Genomic DNA, 25,929 nt, shown 5'->3' with positions numbered 1-25,929 from the left:
GCCGCCGCGCCGGCCGGGTCACACCGCGGCGCACGAAGGCGCCGGTCCGCAGTGCACGGACCGGCGCCTTGGCGTGTGGTGGGGAAGGTCAGTAGACCGGCTTCTCCGGCTCGACGGTGTTGACCCAGCCGATGACGCCGCCGCCGACATGCACCGCGTCGGCGAAGCCCGCGGACTTGAGGACGGCCAGGACCTCGGCGGAGCGGACGCCCGTCTTGCAGTGCAGGACGATCTTCCGGTCCTGCGGGAGGTCCTGGAGGGCGGTGCCCATCAGGAACTCGTTCTTCGGGATCAGCTTGGCGCCGGGGATCGAGACGATCTCGAACTCGTTCGGCTCGCGGACGTCGATGATCTCGATCTTCTCGTCGCCGTCGATCCACTCCTTGAGCTGCTTGGGAGTGATCGTCGAGCCGGCCGCCGCCTCCTGGGCCTCCTCGGACACGACGCCGCAGAAGGCCTCGTAGTCGATGAGCTCGGTGACGGTCGGGTTCTCACCGCAGACGGCGCAGTCCGGGTCCTTGCGGACCTTGACCTGGCGGTACGTCATCTCCAGGGCGTCATAGATCATCAGCCGGCCGACCAGCGGGTCGCCGATGCCGGCGAGCAGCTTGATGGCCTCGTTGACCTGGATGGAGCCGATGGAGGCGCACAGCACACCGAGGACGCCGCCCTCGGCGCAGGAGGGCACCATGCCCGGCGGCGGGGGCTCGGGGTACAGGCAGCGGTAGCAGGGACCGTGCTCGCTCCAGAACACCGACGCCTGGCCGTCGAAGCGGTAGATCGAACCCCAGACGTACGGCTTGTTCAGCAGCACGCAGGCGTCGTTGACCAGGTAACGGGTGGCGAAGTTGTCCGTGCCGTCGACGATCAGGTCGTACTGCGCGAAGAGCTCCATGACGTTCGTGGAGTCCAGGCGCTCTTCGTGGAGGTTCACGGTGACGTACGGGTTGATGCCCAGCACCGTGTCCTTGGCGGACGCGGCCTTGGAGCGGCCGATGTCCGCCTGGCTGTGGATGATCTGGCGCTGCAGGTTCGACTCGTCGACCTCGTCGAACTCCACGATGCCGAGCGTGCCGACGCCGGCCGCGGCCAGATACATCAGCGCGGGCGAGCCCAGGCCACCGGCGCCGACACACAGCACCTTGGCGTTCTTCAGCCGCTTCTGCCCGTCCATCCCGACATCGGGGATGATCAGGTGGCGGGAGTACCTGCGGACCTCATCGACGGTGAGCTCGGAAGCGGGCTCGACCAGGGGTGGCAGCGACACGGGGACTCCGTTGGTCGGTCTTGATGGGGTTCCCCCCGCCCGAGCGGGGCCGAGAGTGGGGGAGCTTGCTCTGCCCGTAACACTGCCACGCCCTTCTTCATTCCGAGACACCTGTTCCGATGCGCGAGACGATTTCGTCCCAGTAGCCGGGCAGCGGCTCCCGGACGCCGCCGACAGCGCCTGGCGCCGCGGCGGGACGGCGGTCGGTCACGTACCCGGCGTCCGCTCCCGGCCGGCGGGTGATCCGCAGCACCCCGTCGGGATCCGTCCCCGCGGCACGCTGTGGACGAGGGGACAGAACCGCTCCGGAGGGTGCTCGGAGGCCCTCCCCTCCACGCTCTCAAGGCGCCGGGAGATACCCCCGTGGCCGCCTGTGACCGGCCGAAGGGGCACACCCCGCGCGTCCCAGCATACGGACACCCGTCTCACGCGGCTGGGCGTGGGCGGTGCCGGTGAGGCTGGTCAGATACGGCATGCGGCCTCCATCCAGATGTCGGCCAGGGACTCCTCCAGCCCGATCCGGGGGCGCCAGCCGAGCCGGTCCCGGGCGGTACGGACATCCGCCTGCTGCCAGGTGCCGCAGCCGTCCGGATACGGGTAGGTGGCGGGCGGGGAGCCGACCGGGTGCTCGGGGGACGGGCCGGGGATGACCAGCCGGGCCGGCGGGGAGTCGAGTTCGTGGAGCGCGCCGCCGAAGCCGGCGACCCGGGCCAGCACGGACGCGGCCTCCCGCAGCCGTACGGCGCGGCCGGTCCCGATGTTGACGACGCCCTGGGCGGCGGACAGCGAAGCGGCGTGCACCGCGCGTGCGACATCGCGGACATCGACGAAGTCCCGTTGCACGCCGAGCCCGCCGAGCTTGAGCTCGTTGTCGCCGGACTGCATGGCGCGGCGCATCGCCTCGGCGAGCCGGCCGAGCGGTGATCCCGCCGGGGTGCCGGGGCCGACCGGCGAGAAGATCCGCAGCACGACGGCGTCGAGCCCGGAGCCCAGCACCAGTTCGGTGGCGGCGAGTTTGCTGACGCCGTACGGGCCGCCGGGGCGCGGGATCGCGTCCTCGGCGGTGGACGAGCCGGGCTGGGAGGGCCCGTACTCGGAGGCGCAGCCCAGGTGGACGAGCCGGGCACCGCAGCTGCTGCGCCGCAGCGATTCGCAGATGGTGGCGACCGCGACGGTGTTGTGCCGGGTCAGCTCGCGGGCACCGCCACGGGTGGCGCCCGCGCAGTTGACGACGACACCGGGGTGGACCGCGTCGAAGAAGCGGGTGAGCGCCCCGGGACTGCCGGTGGCCAGGTCGAAGCGGACGTCGGCGTCGTCCCCCCGCCCGAGGGCGGTGAGCTGGACGGCGGGGTCGGCGAGCAGGCGGTCGGCGACATAACGGCCCAGGTAGCCGTTGGCGCCGATGAGCAGCACCCTCATCGTGCGACCCCCCGGTCCGCGTGGCGTGTGGTCGGCTGGACGTTCATGTGTCGTGCTCCTAAGGCGGATCGAGGGAAGCAGGTCGGCTTCGGCCGCGGCGTCGGCGTCCGCCCAGGGGGCGGGGGCCACGTGGGGGGTGAGGTCCGCGGCGAAGAGGCCGAAGCGGCTGTTTCGGGGTGCCGCTTCGGGGGTGGTGCGTGGTGGGGGTGCCCGTGTGGGGGGACGGGGAGTCGGGGGCCGGGGGGCGTCCGGAGGGTCACGGCCGGTGCGCCTCCGCCGGGCCGGGGGGAGCCGGCCAGTGGGCGCAGGCGCCGGTGAGCGCCCGCAGACCGTGGACGAGGAGGCCGAGTGCGGCGGCCGTGCAGGCCACGGCGGGTACGGCGGCCGGCCCGGCGGCGGTGGCCAGCGCCTCGACCGGGAGGCCGAGCGGCGGCAGACCGGGGAGCCGGGAGATCAGCACCAGGGACAGGGCGAGGGCCTCCAGAGCGGCGGCCGACGCCAGGCCCGTCGCGGCCGCCTCGGGGAAACCGTGCACGGCCAGCAGCCTGGCGAGGAAGAGCAGCACGCCCAGTGCGGCGGCCGCGACCACCGCCATCGTGCCGTCGTCACCGAAGACGGCGTCCGCGCCGAGGAGCAGTGCCACCAGCGCGCACAGGAAGAGCAGGGTGGTGCCGAGCAGCAACGGCCGGACCCGGGCGGCGAGTTCTCCCAGGCCCCGGCTGGCGGCCAGACCGCGCCGCCCGCGCACCGCGAACCAGTGGGCGCAGCCGGCCGCGGGGGCGAGGGCGAAGGCCAGTGCCACGGCGGTCGCGACGGCGGCCCGGGGAGCGGCGTGGGGGAGATCGGGGCCGCCGGCCAGCAGTTGCCGGAGCAGCCAGTCGCCGTACACCGCGTACCCGGCCGTCCAGCAGACCCACAGGCCGGCGGTCCGCGGTCCGGCGCCCTGGTGGCGTCGTCGCAGCGGCCCGGACCGGACGCCCAGCCGGACGGCGAGGACGACCAGCACCCCGCCCGCGGCGCCGACGGCGGTACGTACGTCGGGCGGGGCCGCACCGACCGAGGCGAGGGCGACCACCGCCGCGACGCAGACGGCGCCGGGCAGCAGGTGCAGCACCCCGCGCACGCTCCGGGAGCCCCGGACGGCGGCGGGCGCGGCCGCCGGCTCGGGCGTGGGCGGCGGGGTGGTGGCCGGGTCGGCGCGCGGCACCCGGGCGTAGAGCTCCTCGGCGAGCGAGAAGACGTCGCGGTGCCGGAAGCGGGCGGCCGTACGGTCGGTGACGCCGTGCGCCTCCAGGCCGGCGGCGATCTCCAGCGCGTCGACGGCTCGGGCGCACAGCTCCTGGTGGTGGTGCATCAGGGACCGTACGGGGTCGGCGGGGCCGCGGCGGGCGGGGCGGGCGGCCTCCTTGCGCGGCGGCGCGGTCCGGGCGGCGCTCCCTTCCTCCATGGCCGGTGCGGCGTGAGTGGCTCCGCCGTCGGGTGTGGTCACAGCACGTCCCCTCTCCCCCGGGCCGCGGCACAGCCGCCCCGGCCGGGGCGGGGGTGCGGCAGGCGCCACCGGGCCGGGCGCCCGCGGTCCCCGGGGAGGGCGTACGCCGGGCTGCCCGGACGGCTGCCGCGCCGACGACCGTCCCGGCGGCCGTGGTGCGCCACATCCGCCATGCCCGTCACCAGTGCCACGCCCACCAGACCCATCGCACACATCACATCCAGCACAGCCGTCACCACTGCTCTCTCTCCCTTGCTCCGGTCACGCCGGTCTGATCGCCGGGCCCGCCCTGTCTCCTCAGCTGTCCCGCCCCTCGGATGCCGGGCACTCCCCCGGACTCCGCGCACCCGCCGGCCTGCACCGGCAGGGCGGCGGCCCGCTCCCCCTCGGGGACCGCCCAGCTCGGCGTCCGAGCGGCGGGTACGGCGGTCCGGGTGGCGGCGCCGGTCACGGCCCAGCGGCCGGGGACATGGGATTCGGCGGGACGGGCGAAGGGCTGCGGTACGCCCTGCGCGTCCCGCCCGCGGAAGGCGACCGGGCGGGACGGGGTGTGGGAGATCAGCTCCAGGTAGATGCCACGAAATGCCGCGACGTTCTGCTCGACGGTGAACAGCTCCAGCGCCCGCGCCCGGGCCGCCGCGCCCAGCCGGGCCCTGCGGTCCGGGTCGCCGAGCAGTGCGGTGCAGGCCTCGGCGAGGGCCCGGGGGTTGCGCGGCGGGACGACCAGGCCGGTGCCGCCGATGACTTCACAGACCGCGCCGGCATCGGTCGAGACCGTGGCGCGGCCGCAGAACATCGCCTCCACCAGGGAGCGCGGAAAGCCCTCGATGACGCTGGAGAGCACCACCACCGCACCGGAGGCATAGGCGTCCTCCAGGGCCGGCACCTCGGGGCTGCCGATCTCCTCGAAGCTGACCGGGCTCTCGCCGACGGTACGGGCGTCGGCCGCCTCGTCGGGGAAGAGCTGGGCGGCCAGCGCCCGGCAGTGCGCGAGATATCCGGGCGCCTGGGGGTCGCGGCCGACGCCGCCGATGATCCGCAGGGTGGCCTCCGGCTCGGCCTTGCGGATCTCGGCGAAGGCGTGCAGCAGCGCGAAGAGGTCCTTCGAGGGCTCGACGTTGCCGACCCACACCAGCGTCTTGGAGTCGTCCGCCGCGGCGTCCGCGACGGCGGCGAAGGAGTCGGCGTCCATGCCCGGGTAGACCGTGCGCAGCCGGGCCCGGTCGGCGCCGCAGCGCTCCTGCCAGCGGCGGGCGTGGGTGTTGCCGGGGGTCATCAGCGCGGCCTGCGCATAGGTCTCGGCGACCAGCGCGCCCTGAAAGGCCGCGAGCAGCGCGCGCACCGGCGCACTCAACGGCGAGGCGGCGCGCGCGAGATAGTGCTCGCGCAGCCGTACGCCGTACTCGGTGACCAGGAGCGGGGTGCCGAAGAAGCGTTTGGCCAGCAGCCCCGGGAGGGCGGCCGCGCCACCTGAGGTGGCATGGCACAGATCCACACCGCCGAGCCCGGGACCGTGCCGGTCGCCGTACCAGTCCAGGGACAGCGGCCGCAGCGCGAGGGCGAGCCCGGCGGTGACCGCCAGCAGATCGTTGACCTGTGCGCCCTGGGCGGCGGGCAGGGCGTGGGGGCCGTGGCAGGCGGCTTCCAGGATGCGTACGGCGTCCTCGGAGTGCAGCAGCGCGGGCAGCCGGCCACGTTCCCTGGCGAGTTCGGCGAGCCCGTAGAGACCACTGGCGAAACGGTCCGCCTTGCCGGCCGCGGCGGAGCCGCCGGCACCGTCCTGTACGGTCGGCGGGTCCCCGGTCTGTTCGCCCCCGTGGGGCGCGCCCCTGGTCGGCCCGTCTCCTGGAGACACGGTGGCGAAGGCGGTCACCAGGGCGCCGAAGCACTCGGCGAAACGGCGCCGTTCGCGCCGTCCGGGGCCGCGGCCCCGGCGCTCCTCGGCCCGTCGGCCGCGTCCGCCGGAGAACTCCCCCCACAGGGGCGCGCTGCGCACCAGCCGTACGTGCTGCGGCAGTTCGGTGCGGCCGCACGCTTCCAGGCGGGGGCCGGTGCTCAGGGCGTAGACCTCGAAGTCATGGCCGGTGAGTCCGCGCACGAGCCGGTCGCACCACGCGTGCGACTCACCGGACGCATACGGATAGCCGTCTTCGGTGAGCAGTCCAATGCGCATGAGTGCACCCCCGTCCTCCCTGTCGGTGTCCCCGGCGTACCGGCGGCACGGCCGCCACCTGCGGGAAGAAGGTATGCAAAGGGCCGGTGGCGCGATGGACGGTTGTCCATCGCGCCACCGGAAGGGGTGAAAGCACGTAACTTTCCACCCCTGAGGGCGTTTCGACGCGCTATGTGATTGCCGGGCCACGGCGCGTAGCGGGCGGCGCCGCACCGCGACCTGCGGGGCGGGCACCGGGACGGCGGCGGCAGCCCCTGGACGCAGGACTGCCTCGGAGGGTCTGCGGTTCGCCACCGACCAGCGGCCGGAGCGAGGGCCAAGAGCAGGCCGGGCGCTCGCCGCGCCGGGCGAGCGGTCCGGCCAGTGCGAGCGGTCCGGTCAGCGCTGGGTGGGGAACGGCCAGGAGTTGGGCCGGCAGGTCACCCCGTCGGTCGTCAGGAACTTCGTCTGCTGCATCATCACCGGGGCGAGCGCACCCTTCCGGGAGCAGCTCTCGTGGTTGTGGCCGAGGCGGTGGCCGACCTCATGGTTGATCAGCATCTGGCGGTAGGCGAGCATCTTGTCGTGACCGTAGGTCTGAGCGCCCTGCGCCCAGCGGTATGCGTTGATCATGACCCGGTCGGTCGCCGCCGAGTCACAGGAGACGTTGTCCTCGCTGGTGTCGAGGCCGGACTTGGCGCACCACGTGTCGGTGGTCCCCGGGCTGGCCAGCGTGATCACGAAATCGGCGTCGCCGGACGCCACCCGCTGGAAGGACATCTGCCCGTCGTGTGCCCAACTCCGCTCATCGTTGAGGGTCTTGTGCACCGCGTCGGCGAACAGCTTGCCGTCCAGCGGCAGCCCTTCCTCGATGTCGACGCGGTAGCGCAGCACCTTTCCGCGTCCGGGCGCCCTGGCCTCGCTGCCGACCGGCTTGAACCGGCCGCTGGCGGTCAGATGGGCATCGAGCGGGAAGACCTGCGTCATCTGCTCGTCGTAACCGGCGGGCTTGGCGTCCTGGGTGGGCCTGGCGTGTGACCTGGAGGAGTCGTCGCCGACCCCGTCGGTACGGTCGTTGCCGCTGCGCGTCTGCGGTTCGCCGCCGTCCGTGCGCTGTTCGGCGACCTGGCCCGCGATGACCACGGCGAGGACGGTGGTCACCGCCGCGGCCGCGGCGCCGGTGAACGTCCGGCCCTTGCCGCCCTTCCTGTTGCCGTGCCGCGACTCCTCCGCTGCGTCTTCCCCGTCGCCCCCGTCGCCGTCCGGGTCCGCCGGATCGCCCGGACCGGCCCCGTCCGCACCGAATGCGGCCCGCGGGTACGGACCGTCGTCCTCGTTCCGGTCGAAGACCACCGACCGGCCGGTGAACCGGCCGCCGGGGGGCAGCCCGTCCTTGCCGGGCCCGTACGGACCGGCCGCGGGGCCCGCCGTCCGGGGCGCGCCGGCCCGGAACACGTCGTCGTCCGGGTCGTCCGCGCCGCCCGGCCCGCCCGTGCGGCCGGGGAACGGCCCGGCGTCGAAGGCGTCCACATAGTCGCGTCGCGGCCCGGGGCCGCTGCCCGGCGCGGCGAGCGGCGGTGCGCCGTACATCTCCGCGCGCGGCCGGGGGATCTTCGGCGCGCTCTGGCCGGGCTGCACCGAGGACGCCGGCGCCCCGGGGAACGCGCCCCAGCCGCCGCCCGGCTCATGCTGTTCGGGATGCCCGCCGCGCACCGCATCGCCGTCGAACGGCTCGCGTCTGCGGCGTCCCCGGCCCGGCCCCTGCCCCGGCGCACCGCCCCCCGAGGGGCTGTTGCCGGGCGGACCGGCCGTCTCCGGGGTTTCCGCAGCGGTCTCGGGCCGGCCTCGGCGGCTATGGCGTCCCACGGGGCGTGTCAGCTCCTGCCCGCATCGGCGGTCACATCGGTCACTTCACTGTCGAGCAGCTCGCGGACGGCCCGCTCCACTGTCTCCGGGTACTCCATCATCGCCACATGACCCGCCTCCGGCAGCGTCAGCAGTCGCGAACCGCGGAACGCCGCGGCCGCCCGCCGCGCCATCCGGAAGGAGACCAGGCGGTCGCGCCCACCGTAGACGAGAAGGGTGGGGGCGAGCACTCTCTCTGCCTGACGCCACAAATTGTGCTGTCCGCCGAGCGTGTAGGCGTTCACCAGCCCGCGCGCCGAGCGCTCCATCACTTCCCAGAAATAAGGGAGTTCGAGCCGTCGTGCATATTCGTCGGCCGCGGCGTTGAACCCTTCGGGGCTGACCCGGCCGGGGTCGCCGTAACAGAGCGCCAGCACCTCACGCGTGCGGCGCTCGGGCGTCCAGTCATGGGTGAGCCGGCCGAAGAGCCCGGCGATACCGGGGACGGCGAGCAGCGCCGTGGGCACCGCCGTCCGCTGCGGCCGCAGTTCGGGCAGGGCCGGGGAGATCAGCGTCAGGGTGCGGACGAGATCGGGGCGCACCGCCGCCACCCGGGTCGACGCGGCACCGCCCATGGAGTTGCCGATGAGGTGGACGGGGCCGCGGCCGGACGCGTCGAGGTAGCGGATGACCGCGCGGGCCTGCGCGGAGACGGAGTAGTTGCCGTCGTCGGGCGGCGGGGACTGCCCGAAGCCGGGCAGGTCGATCGCCTCGCCGTCCACCCGGTCGGCGAGCAGCGGCATCAGGTCCGACCAGTTCTGCGAGGAGCCGCCGAGACCGTGCACATAGAGCGCGGGCTCGCGGTCACGTCCGGCGCCGTCGCCCACGGCGCCGTCCGGTGCGTCGTCCCCTCGCGCGGGGCGCCCGTCCGGCGCCCGTACGGTCAGCGTCAGGCCCGGCAGGCTCACGGTGCGTACCGTCTCCGCCCCGCCGGCCCGGCCGGGACCGGCCGGCGGTACCGGGAGGGCGGCGGTCGCGGTGTCCGGCGACTCGGTCGAAGACATGGGCACGATGTTACGAGACGATCACACCCCCGTTCGTGTGTCCGCCGTCACACACCGCATCGCGCTGCCGGGGCCACTCTCCTACGCTCGTAGGCGAGGGCAGCCGCCCCCGGCCCCTGCTTTCATGCCAGGCACCAGCCGACGAACGAGCACGCAGGAAAGGGAGCCACCATGCGCGTCGACCCGACAGACCCGGAGACCTTCGAGGAGCAGAGCGACGCCGCCGAGTTCGACATCGAAGCACCCGAGGCGGACACCGCCGAGCAGTACGCCGATCTCGCACCCCGGAGCGACGAGCCGCTGACCGGCACCGACCCGGACGAGGCGAACGAGGCGGATCGCGCCGAACAGGCCCGCGTCGTGGAGCTCAACGAAGACGAATACCGATGACCTGGGACGTTATGTCAGCTTCTGATGAAGGGGCCCGGCAGAAATTCTCGGCCCGGACCGCGCACAGCCGGGTTACCCAAAAGTACGATGGCGACCGCGGTGCACCACCTTGTACGGGCCGCGTACGGAACCACTTCTGGGAGGCAGCGTGAGCGCCATCGAGCAGACCGAGGCGGCGCGCCCGCGGGGCACGCGCCTGCCACGCCGAGCCCGGCGCAACCAGCTTCTGGGCGCTGCCCAGGAAGTTTTTGTCGCACAGGGCTACCACGCGGCTGCGATGGACGACATCGCCGAGCGGGCGGGCGTCAGCAAGCCCGTGCTCTACCAGCACTTCCCGGGCAAGCTGGACCTCTATCTCGCCCTGCTCGACCAGCACTGCGAGGCCCTGCTGCACTCGGTGCGTGCGGCGCTCGCGTCGACGACCGACAACAAGCAGCGGGTCGCCGCGACGATGGACGCCTACTTCGCGTACGTGGAGGACCCGGGCGGCGCCTTCCGACTGGTGTTCGAGTCGGACCTCACCAATGAGCCGGCGGTCCGCGAGCGGGTCGACAAGGTGTCGCTGGAGTGCGCCGAGGCCATAAGCGCGGTGATCGCCGAGGACACCGGCCTGTCGCGGGACGAGTCGATGCTGCTCGCCGTGGGCCTGGGCGGTGTCTCCCAGGTGGTGGCGCGCTACTGGCTGTCCTCGGAGAGCAAGGTCCCGCGGGACACCGCGGTGCAGCTGCTGACCTCCCTCACCTGGAAGGGCATCGCCGGCTTCCCGCTGCACGGCAGCGACCCGCACTGACCGTGTTCGCTGCGGGCGTTGCCCATGGCGTCCTGCGCGTCCCCGTACCGGGCTAATGTGTGCTGCGTACAGCGCGGATGGCCGCGCACCCTCCCCCAGCTGACGCCGGGGGACCCCAGACCGTCGGAGGGACAAAAGCCGTGGAGGTCAAGATCGGCGTGCAGCACGCGCCCCGCGAGATCGTTCTGGAGAGCGGGCAGTCTGCCGAAGAGGTGGAGAGCGCGGTGTCCGACGCGCTGGCCGGCAAGTCACAGCTGCTGAGCCTGGTGGACGACCACGGTCGCAAGGTCCTGGTCCCGGCGGACCGGCTGGCCTATGTGGAGCTCGGCGAGCCGACCGCCCGCAAGGTCGGGTTCGGCGCGCTCTGAGCAGGGGGCGCCGGATGCGGCGCCCGCGGGTGACAAAGGGCGGCGGCCCGGAGGATTTCGCTCCGGGCCGCCGCCCTTTTCCGCTCGTTCCGCGCGCCGGCGGCCCTTTTCCCGCCCCCTGATCCGGGCCCTGGGCCGCCGCATTTCCGCAGATCAGGCCGTTCGAGTCGGTCCGGCTGGGCTGATCAGGCAGGCCACCGGCGCGGGGAGGGTTGCTGCCGGTGCCCCTTGGGTACGACCGCCTACGACCGATTTGTTCAGCTGATCGGCATCGCACGCGGGAGGGAACAGCATGATCTTGGAAGCGCTCGGCGCCGTGCTCATCGGCTTCGCCATCGCCCTGTCCGCGACCCGATGGCTGCCCGACCGTTTCCCGGCCCGCACTCTCACGCTGGCGACCGGCCCGGTCGCGGCGCTGCTCGGCGCACTGCTCACCCGCTCGATCCTCGGCCCCGGCCATCCCGTCCAGGTGACGGTGGCCGCGATCGCCGTGGGGGCGGCTCTGCTGTCGGTCCTGGCGCGCCCGCCGCGCCGGCGTCTTCGACGGCCGGCCACGCCATTGAAGGGGCACCGGACGGCCTGAACCGCCCGGTACCGCCCACAGGGACGTCAGGCCGCGAGCCCCAGCGCCGCCATCCGCTTGGTGTGCGCCTCGGTGATCCGCGAGAACATCCGGCCCACCTCGGCCAGGTCGAAGCCGTCGGCCACGCCGCCCACCAGCATCGTGGAGAGCGCGTCGCGGTCCGCGACGACCCGCTGCGCCTGCGAGAGCGCCTCGCCCATCAGGCGGCGTGCCCACAGCGCCAGCCGCCCGCCGACGCGGGGCTCGGCCTCGATGGCCGCGCGCACCTTCTCCACGGCGAACGAGGCATGCCCGGTGTCGTCGAGCACGGCCAGCACCAGACCACGGCTGTCGGAGTCCAGCCGGGCCGCGACCTCGCGGTAGAAGTCACTGGCGATCGAGTCGCCGACATAGGCCTTGACCAAGCCCTCCAGCCAGTCCGACGGTGCGGTCTGGCGGTGGAACTCGTCGAGGGCGGCCGCGAACGGCTCCATCGCCTCGTTCGGCTCCGCCTCGATCTGCGCGAGCCGCTCCCGCAGCCGCTCGAAGTGGTGGAACTCGGCCGAGGCCATCTTGGCCAGCTCGGCCTTGTCGTCCATCGTCGGCGCCAGCTTGGCGTCCTCCGCCAGGCGCTCGAAGGCGGACAGCTCGCCGTATGCGAGCGCGCCGAGCAGATCGATCACGGCGGCCCGGTACTGCGGGTCGGCGGATGCCTGCGCCCAGTTCTGGGCGGCGATCCCGGTGTGTTTTTGCGCGTCAGCCGCGGCGTTGTCAGGCGTTCCCATGACGGGCACAATAGCCCGCTCGGCCGCTCGGGGAAGGCCCTGGTCAGCCACTCCCGTTCACCCGTACGAACGGCGGCGGGACCCGGCCCCCGGCGTTGCGGCGGGCCGTGATGTATTCCTCACTCATACAAGCCTTCGGATGAGTGCGCCGTATCCGGGGTACAGTGGTATTTGGACCTGCCGAGTATCGGTGGGTCGTTCCACGAAGCGGATGCCCGGTCGGTGGCCCGATCGGCTCCAAACCGACCGCCCTCTTTTGCGGCGCGTAGCAGACATACGCACAGCAAGAGGGACACCGCTCGCGGCAGGAGTGCCTGAGCGTTGGCAGTGGTCCCGCCCCACCGGCCGCACACAGGCCGGCCCGTACGAACCCGTACGACGGTGCGGTACGACCCCCTTCGCCGCCTCATGCCGCGTCTCACAGAAGAGGCAAGATTCTGTCTACATTTCGAGACCTCGGGATTTTTCCCGAGACGGCCGAGGCGCTGGAAGCCGTCGGCATCATCTCCCCCTTTCCCATCCAGGAGCTGACGCTCCCCGTCGCCCTCTCCGGCAACGACGTCATCGGCCAGGCCAAGACCGGCACGGGTAAGACCCTGGGCTTCGGCCTGCCGCTCCTCGAGCGCACCACGGTCCCCGCCGATGTCGAGGCGGGCCGCGCGCGGCCCGAGCAGCTGACCGACGCGCCGCAGGCCCTGGTGGTCGTCCCGACCCGCGAGCTGTGCCAGCAGGTCACCAACGATCTGCTCACCGCCGGCAAGGTGCGCAATGTCCGGGTGCTGGCGATCTACGGCGGCCGTGCCTACGAGCCGCAGGTCGAGGCGCTGAAGAAGGGCATCGACGTCGTCGTCGGTACGCCCGGCCGGCTGCTCGACCTCGCGGGCCAGAAGAAGCTCAACCTCTCCCAGGTCAAGAGCCTGGTGCTGGACGAGGCCGACGAGATGCTCGACCTGGGCTTCCTGCCCGACGTCGAGAAGATCATCCAGCTGCTGCCGGCCAAGCGCCAGACGATGCTGTTCTCCGCGACCATGCCCGGCCAGGTCATCTCGCTGGCCCGCCGCTACATGTCGCAGCCCACGCACATCCGCGCCACCGCGCCGGACGACGAGGGCCAGACCGTCGCCAACACCACCCAGCACATCTTCCGCGCCCACTCCATGGACAAGCCGGAGATGGTCTCCCGCATCCTCCAGGCCGAGGGCCGGGGCCTGGCGATGGTTTTCTGCCGTACGAAGCGGACCGCCGCCGATATCGCCGACCAGCTCGCGCGCCGCGGCTTCGCCTCCGGCGCCGTGCACGGCGACCTCGGCCAGGGCGCCCGTGAGCAGGCGCTGCGCGCCTTCCGCAACGGCAAGGTCGACGTCCTGGTCTGCACCGACGTCGCCGCCCGCGGCATCGACGTCGAGGGTGTGACGCACGTCATCAACTACCAGTCCCCCGAGGACGAGAAGACCTACCTGCACCGCATCGGCCGTACGGGCCGCGCGGGCGCCAAGGGCACCGCGGTCACCCTCGTCGACTGGGACGACATCCCGCGCTGGAAGCTGATCAACAAGGCGCTGGACCTGGCGTTCGACGAGCCGGAGGAGACCTACTCCACCTCGCCGCATCTGTACGAGCAGCTGAACATCCCCGCGGGCACCAAGGGTGTGCTGCCGCGCACCGAGCGCACCCGGGCCGGGCTGGCCGCCGAAGAGGTCGAGGACCTCGGCGAGACCGGCGGACGCGGCCGTGGCCCCCGTAAGGCCGCCGCCGTCGTCGAGGAGGAGCGCCCCCCGCGCACCCGCACGCCGCGCCAGCGCCGCCGGACCCGTGGCGGCACGCCGACGGACGACCCCGCCGCCGAGGCCCCGAAGACCGGATCGCCGGCCGCCGCCGAAAGCACCGCGGATGCGGAGGCCACCGGACCGCGTCAGCCGCGCCGGCGTCGCCGTACCCGCGGCAGCCAGACCGCGGGCGCAGCGGTCGTGGCGGCCCCCGCCGCCGAGGCCGCCGAGGCGCCCGCCGCTGCCGTCGTGGCGACCGAGGCGCCGGCCGAGCCCGCCAAGCCGCGCCGTCGCCGTCCCCGGATCACCCGTCCCGAGGACACCGGGACCTTCCAGACCGTCGAGGTCGCCGCGAGCGCGCTCGCGGCGCAGGGCGCGGCGGTCGGCGCCGAGGCCCCGGCCGTGACCGAGCCCGCCGAGGCGCCGGCCACCCCGCGTCGCCGCACCCGCAGCACCGCCAAGGCCGCCGCGGCAACGGCACCGGCCTCCGTGACGGAGACCGTGACGGACGCCGCGGTGGAGGCTCCCGCCAAACCGAAGCGGACCCGCAAGAGCGCTGCCGCCAAGGCCGCCGAGGCCGTGGTGGACACGGCCGAGGCCGCCGTGGAGGCGCCGGCCAAGCCGAAGCGGACCCGTAAGGCCGCCGCAGCCAAGCCGGCCGCCGAGAGCGCCGTCGACACCGCCGAAGCCGCACCGGCCAAGCCCAAGCGGACGCGGAAGACCACGGCTGCCGCGAAGTCCACGGCGGACGCACCCGCCGCGGAGGACGCCCCGGCCAAGTTGAAGCGGACTCGCAAGAGCGCCGCCGCGAAGCCGGCCGCAGAGGCGACGGACACCGCCGAGGCCAAGCCGGTGCGCCGCCGCACCCGCGCCAAGGCTCCCGCCGCCGAGGCGACGCCCGAGAGCTGAGCCTCTCCCCCGGCTGACGCCGGGATCCCCGGCCCGACGACCCGGCCCCGCACTTCGCGGGCGCCGGGTCTCGGCGTCCCGCCCCGGTTTTGCCGACCGGCCCGGATAACCTCACCTCATGAGCAGGCCGCCCTCCCTCACACTGCCGCCGTGCGCGCGTGCGTACCGACTCGACACCGAGCGCGGCACCTTCGCCGTGCAGGACGCCCGGCCCGATGCCGCGCCGATCGGGACCGCCCTGCTGGTGCCCGGATTCACCGGCAGCAAGGAGGACTTCGTCGCCCTGCTCGCACCGCTCGCCGCTGCCGGGTTCCGGGCGGTCGCGGTGGACGGGCGCGGGCAGCACGAGTCTCCCGGCCCTCGCGATGAACGGGCGTATGCACAAAGGGAGTTGGCGCTTGATGTGCTGGCCCAGACGCAGGCCCTGCGGGAGCCGGACGGCGGGCCGGTGCATCTGCTGGGGCACTCGCTGGGCGGGCTGGTCACCCGGGCCGCGGTGCTGCTCGACTCGTCCCCGTTCCGTTCCCTCACCGTGCTCAGCTCCGGGCCCGCCGCCATCGATCCGTCCCAGCAGGCCCGGGTGCGGATGCTGATCGAGGCGCTCGGCAGGCTCGACATGGAGGGCGTCTGGCAGGCGATGCGCGAACTGGATCCTCCGGAGGCGGCGGAGGCGACGACGCCGCCGGAGATCGGCGCGTTCTTGCACCGTCGTTGGCTGAACACCGTCCCCGAGCAGCTGATCGCGACCGGCCGTCAGATGCTGGAGGAGCCCGACCGGGTGGCCGAGCTGGCCCGTACCGGGCTTGCCACGCATGTCGTCTCCGGAGCCGTCGACTATGCCTGGCCGGTGCCGTCGATGGATGCGATGGCCGAGCGGCTGTCCGCCCGGCGCACCGTCATCGAGGGCGCCGAGCACTCCCCCAACGCCGAACGGCCGGAGAAGACCGCCGAGGCGCTCGCCGGGTTCTGGAGCGGGGTGGGCTGAGCGTCCGGTCGTGGGGCCCGGCCGTCCGCCGTGTGGGCCGAGCGGGCGGTGTCGCCAGGACAGCGCCGGGCCGTTCGGCGAGCATCGAAGAAGGCGGGCCGTCACCGGCGCCCGGCCGACACCGGCTACGCACGAAGGGCTCGACCATGACCGAGAATCCGGCGACTCCCCCGGCCGGCGCCGAGGACGGCCCGCACGGCATCGCGCTCACCCGGACCTTCGACGCCCGCCGCGAGCTGGTCTTCGAGGCCTGGACGACGCCCGAGCACTTCGCGTACTGGTTCGGCGGGGAACTGGAAGTGCCGGTCGACCGGATGGCGATGGACGCCCGGCCGGGCGGGGTGTGGAGTCTGGTCATGCGCACCCCGGACGGCGGTGAGCTGCCGTTCTCCGGTGTCTACCGCGAGGTCGCCGTGCCGGAGCGGCTGGAGTTCACTCTCAAGGACGCGTCCGCGCCGAGCGGCACCGAGGGCGAGATCGTCCGGGTCACCCTGACCGATCTCGGTGACCGTACGGAGATGGCCTTCCGCCAGCTCGGCGGCAACCTCACCTCCGAGCAGTACCGCCAGGCGGAGGCGGGCTGGGCGGGCTTCTTCGACCGTCTCGGCGAGCTGCTGGCGAGGGCCTGAGCCCGGCTCTGGGCGAGGCTCCGGCGTCGCGGGACGGGGCCGGGGCGTCGCGGGGCGGGGCCGGGGCGTCGCGGGCCGGGGGCGGGGCGCGGCCGGGGCGGGGCCGCCGTCAGCCCGTCGTGATCCTGGAGAAGGCACCCTGGTCGCGACTTCGAGCGGCGCCCCGGTCGCGGTCCGTGCGATGCCCGGTCCCAGGGGGGAGCCCTCTAGTACTGCCCCTGGACGTGGTCCCAGAAGCCGTCGCGCAGGACCCGCCGCAGATCGGCATGGCTGCGCAGGGAGTGCCGCAGCAGCGCCTCCGCGGCGGTGAGAAGTTCCTGGTCGACGGCGCCGGGCAGATACGGGTGGCCGGGCAGCAGCCCGGCCACCCACTCGCGGCCCCGTTCCGACAGCCACTGCGCGGCGACCTGTGCGCCGACGAAGCGGACCTCTTCGCGGCTGGGCGCAGGCCCCTCGCCCGCCGTCTGCTCGCTGTATTCGACGCCGACCCGCCGGGTGACGTACGGCTTGCAGAACTCCAGGTCGAAGGTGCGCGCACTGTCGACCTCCCACAGCAGCGGCTCGGCCTGATTGCGCCCGCCCGAGGCCTCGATGCCCCACAGGTGCACCCGGGCGCCGTAGCCCTGCGCCGCCTCCACGGCGGAGACCAGGTCCTCGTCCCCGCCGATGAGCACCGCATCGCTGATCGCGCGGTGCCGGGCCAGCGACTCCAGATCCGAGCGGATCAGGGAGTCGACGCCCTTTTGCTGGTTGTTGGCGTTGAGGTTGCCGAGCCTGACCTTCACATCGGGCAGCTCGGCGATCCGCTGCTGCTCCTGGGTGTGGATCCGGCGGCGGGCGCCGTCGTACCAGTAGACGCGCAGCAGCCGGCTGTCCGGGAAGATCATCCGGGCCTTGTCGATGAAGGCCTCGATGATCCCTTCGGCGTCGAGGTCGAAGGCCTTGCGGTCCTCCGTGCCGGCGACCAGCCGACCCGCCGCGGCGTAGACATAGCCCGCGTCCACGAAGGCCGCATGGGTGGACGGGGTGGTGGCGACCTCGGCGAGCACCCGGGTGAGCAGCTCGTTGGTGCGCTCGATCCCGGCGGCGAGCGCGGTGAGGTCGGTGGGGCCCGTGGGCCGGACGTCGTTCATACGGGTCCCATTGTCCGGGCGGTCACTCCGCGGGCACAACTGCGCACGCTCGTCGTATTTAGACCGTCGAAATTTTTCTTTAGCGTAGGGAATGATTGCACTGGGCAGGTCGTTGTACCTGTACAGAGCGCCAGGCAGCGACGCCTGGCAGCTCGTCTACCCAAGAGTTCTCCGCAGGAGGATCAGACGAAGGGAGAAGCCGTATGCGCTTCGAGATCATGCGCCTGGACGATGTCGACGGCACCGCCGTGGACAGCACCGTCGTGGACGCCGCCTCCGTCAACCGGATCGTGCAGCAGGCCGCCGCCATAGGCCAGCGCATCTACATCCGCCCGGCCGAAGCCGCCGCTCGCTGACACCTACCCCGCCGCCCGACGACGCGCGCGACAGCACCGCCGCCGCGCACGGCTCGGACGCACCGCACGAGCGCCCCCGTACGAACACGTCGTACGGGGGCGCTGCCTTGTCCGCGGCCGCCTCTCGGGGCCCGTGCAGGGGTCAGGCTCCCTGGATCACCTGGAGCACGCCGTTGATGATCTGCTGCACGGCGAGCGCGGAGAGCATCATGCCCGCCAGCCGCGTCACCAGGACCACGCCGCCGTCCTTGATCACGCGGATGATCACCAGCGAGAACCGCATCACCAGATAGAGCACCACGTGGATCGCCGCGATCGCCGTCCAGACGGAGACGTGCGCGGCCACCCCGTGCGCATGCTGCACCGCGAGGATCACCGACACGATCGCGCCGGGCCCGGCCAGCAGCGGCATGCCCAGCGGCACCAGCGCCACATTGACGTCCTTGGTCTGGGTCGGCTCCTCCGACTTCCCGGTCAGCAGGTCCAGCGCGACCAGCAGGAGCAGCAGTCCGCCCGCGATCATCAACGCGGGCGTCGAGATGTGCAGCCGCCCCAGGATCTGCCGGCCGAAGAGGCCGAAGACGGCGATGACGCAGAAGGCGACGGTGGCCGCCTGCCAGGCCATCCGGCGCTGCACCTTGGCCGGCCGGCCGGAGGTCAGGCCCAGGAAGATCGGGGTGATACCCGGTGGGTCCATGATCACGAAGAGAGTGACGAAGAGCGTACTGAAGACAGCGATGTCGAACACGGTGAAGGCCTTGCGAGAGGTGGTACGGGACGAGCACTCACGGGCGGCGCACGGGTGCGTCCCGTAAAGGAGGGGAAGGCGGGGGAAGTTGGCGGGCGGCGGCGGGCGCAGGGCGCGCTCCGCACGGTGCGGACGGCACCGGGCAGGTGTCGAGGACCCCGGGGAGGGGGCGCGCGGCGCGGCCGGCGGCCGTGGCGGGGTCAGCCGCCCGTGCCGGGAACGGGGAAGGCGCCGGTCGCGCGGCGCACGATCTCGCCGTAGATCTCCGGGTCGGTGGTGTATTCGCCGAGGCGGCAGGTCTTGCGGCTGCCGTGGTAGTCGCTGGAACCGGTGGCCAGCAGGCCGAGGTCGGCGGCCAGGCCGCGCAGCCGCGCGCGGGTCGGGGCGTCGTGGTCCATGTGGTCGACCTCGATGCCGTCGAGGCCGGCCGCGGCCAGTTCGGCGATCGCGCTCTCCGGTACACAGGAGCCGCGCTTGACGGCCAGCGGATGCGCGAAGACGGTGACCCCGCCCGCGGCCTTGACCAGCCGGATCGCGTCGAACGGGTCGAGCTCGTGCTTCTGTACGTACGCCCGGCCGTCGTTGGCGAGCCACTCGGAGGTGAAGGCGTCCGAGACGGTATCGATCAGACCCAGGTCGACGAGGGCGGTGGCGATGTGCGGCCGTCCCACGGCGCCGTCCCCGGCGACCCGGGCGACCTGCTCCCAGGTGATCGGCACACCGAGCTCGCGCAGCTTGGCGACCATGCCCTGGGCCCGCGGCACCCGGTCGTCGCGCACCAGCTCCCGCTCCCGGGCGAGTTCCGGCTCCTCGGGGTCGAAGAGGTAGGCGAGCATGTGCAGGCTCACCCCGTCGATCCGGCAGGAGAGTTCGGCGCCGGTGACCAGCGTCAGCCCCGCGGGCAGCGCGGCACGCGCCTCGGCATGCCCGCCGACGGTGTCGTGGTCGGTGAGCGCGACGACGTCCAGCCCCGCGGCCGCGGCGCCTCGCACCAGCTCGGCGGGGGTGTCCGTACCGTCCGACGCCGTGGAGTGGGTGTGCAGATCGATGCGCACGACGCGGACTCCAGACTGCTGCGGGACGGATACGGGACGGGGCCCGGGAGGAACGCCGGGCGGAAGTGCACCGTAGGGGGACCTCAGAAGGATACCGGGCGGCCGGTAGCGTCCGTCGCCCGTCGGAGGGTGAGCGGCGCCACCCCGCCGCCCGGCGGCAGCGGTCCGCAACGCCGGCGGGCGGCCCTCAGCCCAGAATCCGCGGCGAGATCGCCCCGCACGGCAGCAGATCCACCTCGGCGCCCGCCTCCCGCAGATCCGTCAGCACCAGTTCGTCGTACAGCAGCAGCCCCGACTGCGCGGGCCAGGCGATCGCCCAGAGCCACAGCCCGCGGGCCTCGCCCGCGAAGACCGCACGGTCCGGCGGCACATCGTCGACATGCCACAACGGGGTCGGGCGGCCGGCCGCGAGCACCTTGGCGTGCGGCGGTTTGTCCACGCACATATGGGGACCCGGGTCGGGGCCGTCGATACCGGCATAGCGCGCGCCGAGCCCGACGCCCAGTTCCTCGGCGATCAGCAGCAGTTCACCGGGGCCGCCGAGCGGTCCGGGGCCCGTGCAGGCCACCGCGGTCGCGCGGCCGCCGCTGCGGTCGTCGCCGGCGCAGGCCACGCCCGTGAACAGCCAGCCCACCGGCAGCGGCCAGGGCATCCATACGGGCACCTGAGCGCGGTGCACCACCACACCGAGCGCCTCGACGCTCGGCGGGACCACGGGCTGGAGTGGGTGCACGGTGCCGTGCAGCGTGCACTGCCAGGTGTCGGAGAAGAGACCGGGCGCCCGTACCCGGCCTCCGCACTTCGGGCAACTGGGTTCGCCCCTCATAGGCATCCACGGTCCTCCAGCCCCGGCGCCCCGTCAAGGACGATCACCCGACCGGTGTGCCCCGAATCACGTACGGCGCCGCGCATTTGACCGGTTTCCCGGCCCGCCCCTCGTCACCAGGACCGATAGTTGCCACTTGCACTCTTTAGCGTACCTAACTTATTGTGTGTAAACGTCAACGATCTCGGCGACTCCACAGGGCGGGGGTCAGGGATGCGCAACCGGCAACGGGAAGGGGAAACCGCAGCATGAGCGGCACGAAGAGCAGCGGCCACGGCCGCGCGGACGATCCGTTCGAGGAGGGCGGCACGTCCCTCCTGCGCCAGCCGAAGGCCGTATGGGCCACGGCGGGCGCCTCGGTCGTGGCCTTCATGGGCATCGGCCTCGTCGACCCGATCCTCCCCTCGATCGCCCAGGGCCTGCACGCCACCAACAGCCAGGTCTCCCTCCTCTTCACCTCCTACTTCCTGATCACCGCCGTCGCGATGCTGGTCACCGGATTCGTCTCCAGCCGTATCGGCGGCCGGAAGACGCTGCTGGCCGGACTGGCACTGGTGGTGGTCTTCGCCGCGCTCTCCGGCATGTCGGGGTCGGTCGGCGAACTCGTCGGCTTCCGGGCCGGCTGGGGCCTGGGCAACGCCCTGTTCGTCTCCACCTCGTTGGCGGTCATCGTGGGCGCCGCGGCCGGCGGGAGCGCGGCGGCGATCCTGCTCTACGAGTCCGCGCTGGGGCTCGGGATGGCCTGCGGCCCGCTGCTCGGCGCGGTCCTCGGCGACATGAAGTGGCGCTACCCCTTCTTCGGCACCGCCGTCCTGATGGCCATCGGCTTCCTCGCCATCACGGCCTTCCTCAAGGAGCAGCCCAAGCCGGCGACCAAGACCTCGCTCCTCGACCCGGTCAAGGCGCTCGGCCACGGCGGCCTGGCCTCCGCCGCCGTCTCCGCGTTCTTCTACAACTACGCGTTCTTCACGGTGCTGGCCTTCACCCCGTTCGTGCTGAACATGTCGCCGTACAAGTCCGGTGGCGTCTTCTTCGCCTGGGGCGTGCTGCTCGCGGTGTTCTCGGTGATCGTGGCACCCCGGCTCCAGCACCGCTTCGGCACGCTCAAGGTATTGGGCGCCTCGCTGCTGCTGCTCGCCGCCGACCTGCTCGTGCTGGGCTACGGCGACCACACCACCGCCGTCGTCTGCACGGTCGCGTCCGGCGCCTTCATCGGCCTGAACAACACCGTCTTCACGGAACTGGCCCTGGGCGTCTCGGACGCGCCGCGTCCGGTGGCGAGCGCCGGCTACAACTTCGTGCGGTGGTTCGCGGCGGCGGCCGCGCCGTTCCTCGCGCCCAAGATCGAGGAGTGGACCGACATCCACATCCCGTTCGTGATCGCGGCCGCGGCGGCGGCGGTCGGCGCCGCCATCGTCGCCCTCCGGCGCCGGGCACTGACCCTCGACGCCGAGGAACGGGAGCCGCAGCACGCCATGGAGGACGGGGTGGCCGTCTTCGCCGACTGAGGCGGAACCCGCGCGCCCGCCCGCCTGCCGTCCCGCACAAGGAAACTGACGCCCCGTCCGCCCCCTCTCCCGGAGGGCGGACGGGGCGCGCTGCCGTGGCGGCTCAGTCGAGCGGTACGCCCGTACGCAGCGGGTCGCGCAGATCCGTGCCGCGCTCCAGCCAGCGCTTCTCCAGGGCCTCGGCGCCGTGCACCCGCTTCCAGGCGGCCTCGTTGGGCGTCATCGGCAGCAGCGGCAGGAACCGGACCGGCTCCCTCGGCTCGTCGAGTTCGAGGTCCTCGACGAGTCCCCCGGGCGACGCGACCAGGACCGAGGTGAAAGCCGCCTCCGGCCACAGCGGCTCCCCCACGTCCAGCGAGGCACCGGGAGCCACGACCACCCCCTCGACCTGCGGCGACGCGGCAAGCACGGCGAGCGGCCTGAGCACCTTGTCGCTCTCCACGCGGCCGGCCCTTACGGACAGCAGGAGTTCGGCGCGCGGGCCCCGCAGGGGGTCGGCCAGCACGGCGGTGGGATCGGCCATGGGCTGCGCGGACATCCCGAGCGTGGCGTAACGGACCACCCCGTTGTCCACGAAGCGGAGGACCTCGATACGGTCGGTGCCGAGGAAGGTGACGGCGGCGCGCGCGTCCGGCTCGCCCAGGGTTGTCCGCAACCGGGCCTCGACCAGCTCAAGAACGTCAGACATGCCGCGAGCATACGGCCGGTCCCGCACCCGGCCGGCACCTCGGCGGCCTCCCCCGGGGCTCCGTCCGGGGGCTCCGCCGCAGCGCCCGTCCTTCGTATGGAACAGGCAAAGCGGCACCGTAACGCTTCAGGCGGCTGATAGCCTTGCCGTCTGGTCAGGGAATGACGTCGTCCCCCAACGGGGACCGGCCGGAGGAGGTGGGGCTGCGGTGGATCCGAGTCGACCGTGCAGTACCGATAGTTCTCCTGTCATCCCCTTCGCGCAGCGAATCTCCTGATCCGAGAGCTTCCGTACCCCGCCGCTCAGCGGCGAAACCAGGGAAGCACCTTTGCGCCGGATGTAGATGACGGAAGAGCGCCTTCGACTCTTTGTTCCGTGTTTTCTGCGAACTGCCGTCAGTGTCCCCGCACGGAGCGCCGCCCGCTTTGCGGACGTACAGCCGATGACGCCTTGTACGTCCACGTTCCGGGCAGCGTTGCGCCCCGCGCTCGCAGCTGACGGCCGGCCCGTGAAGGAGCCTGCCATGTCGATGATCCGTGACCTGCGTGCCGCCGTCCGTCCGTCCCGGCGTCGCGACGACGCCCCGTACCGCTATGAGAAGTCCGTCCCCTGCGCGAACAGCGCCATCGTCGACTGCGGTGTGTACCGCGAGGGCCGCCGGGTGAGCGAGCACGTCAGCCCGGCCGAGGCGATGGCCGGGGTCCGGGCCGAGGGCGGCTTCGCCTGGATCGGCCTGCACGAGCCCACCGAGGCCGAATTCGCCGGTATCGCCCAGGAGTTCGGGCTGCACCCGCTCGCCGTCGAGGACGCCGTGCACGCGCACCAGCGCCCCAAGCTGGAGCGCTACGACGAGACCCTGTTCACCGTCTTCAAGACGGTCCACTACGTGGAGCACACCGAGCTGACCGCGACCAGCGAGGTGGTGGAGACCGGCGAGGTGATGTGCTTCACCGGCCGGGACTTCATCGTGACCGTGCGGCACGGCGGCCAGGGCTCGCTGCGGGCGCTGCGGCACCGGCTCCAGGACGACCCGGAGCTGCTGGCCAAGGGGCCGTCCGCGGTGCTGCACGCCATCGCCGACCAGGTCGTCGACGGCTATATGGCGGTGGCCGGTGCGGTCCAGGACGACATCGACGAGGTGGAGATCGACGTCTTCAGCTCGGGCACCAACGGCAAGGGCAACGGCGGCAAGGGCTCCCCGAAGGGCGGCGACGCCGGGCGGATCTACCAACTCAAGCGCGAGGTACTGGAGTTCAAGCGCGCGGTGTCGCCGCTGCTGCGGCCGATGCAGCTGCTGAGCGAGCGCCCGATGCGGCTGGTCGACTCCGACATCCAGAAGTACTTCCGGGACGTCGCCGACCACCTCGCGCGGGTCAACGAGCAGGTGCTGTCCTTCGACGATCTGCTCAACTCCATCCTCCAGGCCAATCTCGCGCAGGCGGCCGTCGCGCAGAACGAGGACATGCGCAAGATCACGGCATGGGCGGCGATCTTCGCCGTCCCCACGATGATCGCCGGGATCTACGGCATGAACTTCGACTACATGCCCGAGCTGCACTGGAAGTTCGGCTACCCCGCCATGATGCTGGCGACGGTCGCCCTCTGCTTCGGCATCCACCGCGGGTTCAAGCGCAACGGATGGCTGTGACCTCCCCCGTGTGACGTCCGGGTCCGCCGCGTCTCAGGGCCTGGGCGGGCCCGGGGGGCGGTGGCCGGGGCTATTAGGCTGGACCGCATGACGGAGACCGTGTCGCAGGCCCTGCAGGATCGGGCGCTCATCGAAGAGGCCACGAAGAAGTCCGGCCTCATCTGGGTGCGGGGAAGCGCCGGCCCGGCCCGGGCGCTGTGGCATCTGTGGCACGACGGCGCCGCCTGCCTCATCGGGGACGGGTCCGGCGAACAGCCGCTGGCCGACCTCGGGCTCACCGACGGCGGTACGGCGACGGTCACCGTACGCAGCAAGGACAAGGGCGGCCGGCTGATCGCCTGGCAGGCCAGGGTCGTCGAGCCGGCGCCCGGGAGCGAGGCCTGGCAGTCCGCGGTCGGCGAACTGAAGGGCAAGCGCCTCAACGCGCCGGACGCCGACACCCTCACGGAGCGCTGGGCGCGCGAGTGCCGGGTGCTGCGGCTGGAGCCCACCGGGGAGGCCGGGCAGCGCCCCGGGCAGATGCCGGAGGACTCGCACGCCGCACCGCCGCTGGCGACCTCCGCGATCACCCGGCGACCCGCTCCGGCGGCGCTGCCGAGGCTGCTGCGGCGGGGGCGTAAGGGCTGAAGCGCGGAGGGCGCGGGCCGAGCCGGACGTGTCAGGACGGCGCGGCCCCGAGGAGCGGCCGGACGGGGCCCGGCGAGCTGCCGGGCCGCGGTCCGTCCCCGGTGCTCAGCGCTTGCCGGCGATCTTGCTGCCGTAGTCGACGACCTGGTCCTTGGCCGGGGCCTTGAGGTCCACGCTCTTGCCCCAGTCGGCCAGCCGGACCACCCCCGCACCGCCGGCGCGGTGCAGCCGCAGCGGGTAGGGCGTGCCCTCCAGCGAGACGTCCAGGGTGCCGCCGGAGCCCGCGCCGGCCGCCACCCGGATGGTGCGTACGCCGTTGATGTCGCTGCGGTCACCGGTCGTCAGCTTGCCGTGCAGCCCGAGCAGGCCGGCGAGCAGGGTGTCCTTGTCGGTGAAGCCGCTGAAGCGCTTGTAGACGGGGTCGGTGGCGGGCACCTTGACGTACTTGCCGCCGAGCTTGTCCGCCGCCTGGTTGGGTCTGCCCTGCGCACCGCTCTTCTCCCCCGCCCAGAAGGCCGCGTTCGCCTTCAGATAGAGCGCATTGCCGACCCGCAGCAGCTGGAAGGCGGCCGCCTTCGTGGTCAGCTCGCCCTTCGCGCCGTCCTTCGCCAGACTCATGTCGAGCTTGTAGGTGCGGCCCTGGCTGACGACGTTGCCGGAGAGGTGCACCGTATCGGCGCGCTGGGCCGCGGCCCGCGCCCTGGACTCGATCTTCGAGGCGGGCAGCTTTCCCACGCCATTGGTGCCGGCGTCCGGGTCTTCTTCCCCACCGCAGCCCGTCAGCGCCACGGCCAGTACCGCACAGGACGCCCCCACGAGCGCGGCCCGTCCCGTACGACGGGTTCCGGCCAGGGATCGGGGGCCGGCCCCCTGGGGGATTGCACTCACGTCGGCTCTGCCTCCTGATGCGGGTGTCCTCG

Annotated in this window: 25 protein-coding genes; 11 read left to right on the top strand and 14 right to left on the bottom strand. The window is 72.8% G+C overall.

Features of this window, described 5'->3' with window-relative positions:
• Positions 1–88: 88 nt before the first annotated feature.
• The 7 genes from moeZ to K7C20_RS24430 form a co-directional block, all read right to left on the bottom strand.
• Complete coding sequence (moeZ, locus tag K7C20_RS24460; protein ID WP_030089434.1) at positions 89–1,267, bottom strand: adenylyltransferase/sulfurtransferase MoeZ; 1,179 nt, start codon at positions 1,265–1,267, stop codon at positions 89–91.
• Between the two features lie 462 nt (positions 1,268–1,729).
• On the bottom strand, positions 1,730–2,686 hold the full coding sequence (locus tag K7C20_RS24455; RefSeq protein WP_053208692.1) for an NAD-dependent epimerase/dehydratase family protein: 957 nt from the start codon (positions 2,684–2,686) through the stop codon (positions 1,730–1,732).
• Positions 2,687–2,942: 256 nt separating this feature from the next.
• Positions 2,943–4,175, bottom strand: a complete 1,233-nt coding sequence (locus tag K7C20_RS24450; RefSeq protein ID WP_222892656.1) for a hypothetical protein — start codon at positions 4,173–4,175, stop codon at positions 2,943–2,945.
• Positions 4,172–4,411, bottom strand: coding sequence for a hypothetical protein (locus tag K7C20_RS24445; RefSeq protein ID WP_246655315.1), 240 nt, complete (start codon positions 4,409–4,411; stop codon positions 4,172–4,174). Before K7C20_RS24445 ends, K7C20_RS24450 begins: the two co-directional genes overlap by 4 nt.
• Positions 4,408–6,348, bottom strand: coding sequence for a DUF3492 domain-containing protein (locus K7C20_RS24440; RefSeq protein WP_053209141.1), 1,941 nt, complete (start codon positions 6,346–6,348; stop codon positions 4,408–4,410). Before K7C20_RS24440 ends, K7C20_RS24445 begins: the two co-directional genes overlap by 4 nt.
• Before the next feature lie 378 nt (positions 6,349–6,726).
• Complete coding sequence (locus K7C20_RS24435) at positions 6,727–8,040, bottom strand: DUF3152 domain-containing protein (protein WP_030088981.1); 1,314 nt, start codon at positions 8,038–8,040, stop codon at positions 6,727–6,729.
• Between the two features lie 161 nt (positions 8,041–8,201).
• On the bottom strand, positions 8,202–9,236 hold the full coding sequence (locus K7C20_RS24430; protein WP_053209140.1) for an alpha/beta hydrolase: 1,035 nt from the start codon (positions 9,234–9,236) through the stop codon (positions 8,202–8,204).
• A 171-nt stretch (positions 9,237–9,407) separates the two neighbouring features.
• Here K7C20_RS24430 and K7C20_RS24425 point away from each other — a divergent pair, with 171 nt between their 5' ends.
• The 4 genes from K7C20_RS24425 (at position 9,408) to K7C20_RS24410 (ending at position 11,367) form a co-directional block, all read left to right on the top strand.
• The gene (locus K7C20_RS24425) at positions 9,408–9,626 is read left to right on the top strand and encodes a hypothetical protein (protein ID WP_030088977.1); all 219 of its coding nucleotides are present in this window, start codon (positions 9,408–9,410) and stop codon (positions 9,624–9,626) included.
• Between the two features lie 148 nt (positions 9,627–9,774).
• Positions 9,775–10,416 (top strand): TetR/AcrR family transcriptional regulator, encoded by a 642-nt coding sequence (locus K7C20_RS24420; protein ID WP_030088975.1) that lies wholly within the window; start codon positions 9,775–9,777, stop codon positions 10,414–10,416.
• 140 nt (positions 10,417–10,556) lie between these two features.
• On the top strand, positions 10,557–10,784 hold the full coding sequence (locus tag K7C20_RS24415; protein ID WP_030088973.1) for a DUF3107 domain-containing protein: 228 nt from the start codon (positions 10,557–10,559) through the stop codon (positions 10,782–10,784).
• A 292-nt stretch (positions 10,785–11,076) separates the two neighbouring features.
• Positions 11,077–11,367, top strand: coding sequence for a hypothetical protein (locus tag K7C20_RS24410; RefSeq protein ID WP_053209139.1), 291 nt, complete (start codon positions 11,077–11,079; stop codon positions 11,365–11,367).
• Between the two features lie 26 nt (positions 11,368–11,393).
• On the opposite strand, the gene K7C20_RS24405 is transcribed toward K7C20_RS24410, so the two are convergent.
• Entirely contained in the window at positions 11,394–12,131 is a 738-nt protein-coding gene (locus K7C20_RS24405) for a ferritin-like fold-containing protein (RefSeq protein ID WP_030088969.1), read from the bottom strand.
• Positions 12,132–12,445: 314 nt separating this feature from the next.
• Here K7C20_RS24405 and K7C20_RS24400 point away from each other — a divergent pair, with 314 nt between their 5' ends.
• The 3 genes from K7C20_RS24400 to K7C20_RS24390 all read left to right on the top strand — a co-directional run bounded on the left by K7C20_RS24400 (position 12,446) and on the right by K7C20_RS24390 (position 16,420).
• On the top strand, positions 12,446–14,806 hold the full coding sequence (locus tag K7C20_RS24400) for a DEAD/DEAH box helicase (protein ID WP_107083384.1): 2,361 nt from the start codon (positions 12,446–12,448) through the stop codon (positions 14,804–14,806).
• Between the two features lie 118 nt (positions 14,807–14,924).
• On the top strand, positions 14,925–15,791 hold the full coding sequence (locus K7C20_RS24395; RefSeq protein ID WP_030085725.1) for an alpha/beta fold hydrolase: 867 nt from the start codon (positions 14,925–14,927) through the stop codon (positions 15,789–15,791).
• A 146-nt stretch (positions 15,792–15,937) separates the two neighbouring features.
• Positions 15,938–16,420 (top strand): SRPBCC family protein, encoded by a 483-nt coding sequence (locus K7C20_RS24390; protein WP_048829964.1) that lies wholly within the window; start codon positions 15,938–15,940, stop codon positions 16,418–16,420.
• 206 nt (positions 16,421–16,626) lie between these two features.
• Here K7C20_RS24390 and K7C20_RS24385 read toward each other — a convergent pair whose 3' ends face one another.
• Positions 16,627–17,553 (bottom strand): NYN domain-containing protein, encoded by a 927-nt coding sequence (locus K7C20_RS24385; protein ID WP_053209137.1) that lies wholly within the window; start codon positions 17,551–17,553, stop codon positions 16,627–16,629.
• Between the two features lie 203 nt (positions 17,554–17,756).
• Between K7C20_RS24385 and K7C20_RS24380 the strand changes: the two genes are divergently transcribed.
• A complete protein-coding gene (locus tag K7C20_RS24380) occupies positions 17,757–17,909 on the top strand; it encodes a hypothetical protein (protein WP_167352506.1) in 153 nt (50 codons plus the stop codon).
• A gap of 142 nt (positions 17,910–18,051) precedes the next feature.
• On the opposite strand, the gene K7C20_RS24375 is transcribed toward K7C20_RS24380, so the two are convergent.
• The 3 genes from K7C20_RS24375 to K7C20_RS24365 all read right to left on the bottom strand — a co-directional run bounded on the left by K7C20_RS24375 (position 18,052) and on the right by K7C20_RS24365 (position 20,538).
• Complete coding sequence (locus K7C20_RS24375) at positions 18,052–18,657, bottom strand: MarC family protein (RefSeq protein ID WP_030085719.1); 606 nt, start codon at positions 18,655–18,657, stop codon at positions 18,052–18,054.
• Positions 18,658–18,857: 200 nt separating this feature from the next.
• Positions 18,858–19,712 (bottom strand): PHP domain-containing protein, encoded by an 855-nt coding sequence (locus K7C20_RS24370; protein ID WP_030085717.1) that lies wholly within the window; start codon positions 19,710–19,712, stop codon positions 18,858–18,860.
• Positions 19,713–19,899: 187 nt separating this feature from the next.
• Positions 19,900–20,538, bottom strand: a complete 639-nt coding sequence (locus K7C20_RS24365) for a DUF6758 family protein (RefSeq protein ID WP_030085716.1) — start codon at positions 20,536–20,538, stop codon at positions 19,900–19,902.
• Positions 20,539–20,786: 248 nt separating this feature from the next.
• On the opposite strand from K7C20_RS24365, the gene K7C20_RS24360 reads away from it, so the two are divergent.
• Positions 20,787–22,046: an MFS transporter gene (locus tag K7C20_RS24360; protein ID WP_053209136.1), complete on the top strand. Its 1,260-nt coding sequence runs from the start codon at positions 20,787–20,789 to the stop codon at positions 22,044–22,046.
• Between the two features lie 103 nt (positions 22,047–22,149).
• Here the strand turns inward: K7C20_RS24360 and K7C20_RS24355 are convergent, their stop codons facing one another.
• Positions 22,150–22,734, bottom strand: a complete 585-nt coding sequence (locus K7C20_RS24355) for a suppressor of fused domain protein (protein ID WP_030085710.1) — start codon at positions 22,732–22,734, stop codon at positions 22,150–22,152.
• A 523-nt stretch (positions 22,735–23,257) separates the two neighbouring features.
• Between K7C20_RS24355 and K7C20_RS24350 the strand changes: the two genes are divergently transcribed.
• Both K7C20_RS24350 and K7C20_RS24345 read left to right on the top strand, forming a co-directional pair.
• Entirely contained in the window at positions 23,258–24,382 is a 1,125-nt protein-coding gene (locus K7C20_RS24350; RefSeq protein WP_030085708.1) for a magnesium and cobalt transport protein CorA, read from the top strand.
• Between the two features lie 87 nt (positions 24,383–24,469).
• Positions 24,470–25,009, top strand: coding sequence for a ferredoxin reductase domain-containing protein (locus K7C20_RS24345; protein WP_030085706.1), 540 nt, complete (start codon positions 24,470–24,472; stop codon positions 25,007–25,009).
• Between the two features lie 105 nt (positions 25,010–25,114).
• Here the strand turns inward: K7C20_RS24345 and K7C20_RS24340 are convergent, their stop codons facing one another.
• Positions 25,115–25,897: a hypothetical protein gene (locus K7C20_RS24340; protein ID WP_030085704.1), complete on the bottom strand. Its 783-nt coding sequence runs from the start codon at positions 25,895–25,897 to the stop codon at positions 25,115–25,117.
• Positions 25,898–25,929 lie beyond the last annotated feature (32 nt).

Origin of the sequence: Streptomyces decoyicus, assembly GCF_019880305.1 — a bacterium.
GTDB lineage: Bacteria > Actinomycetota > Actinomycetes > Streptomycetales > Streptomycetaceae > Streptomyces > Streptomyces decoyicus.
The sequence above is the reverse complement of the archived record's forward strand: the minus strand, read 5'-3'. Positions and strand labels throughout refer to the sequence as shown.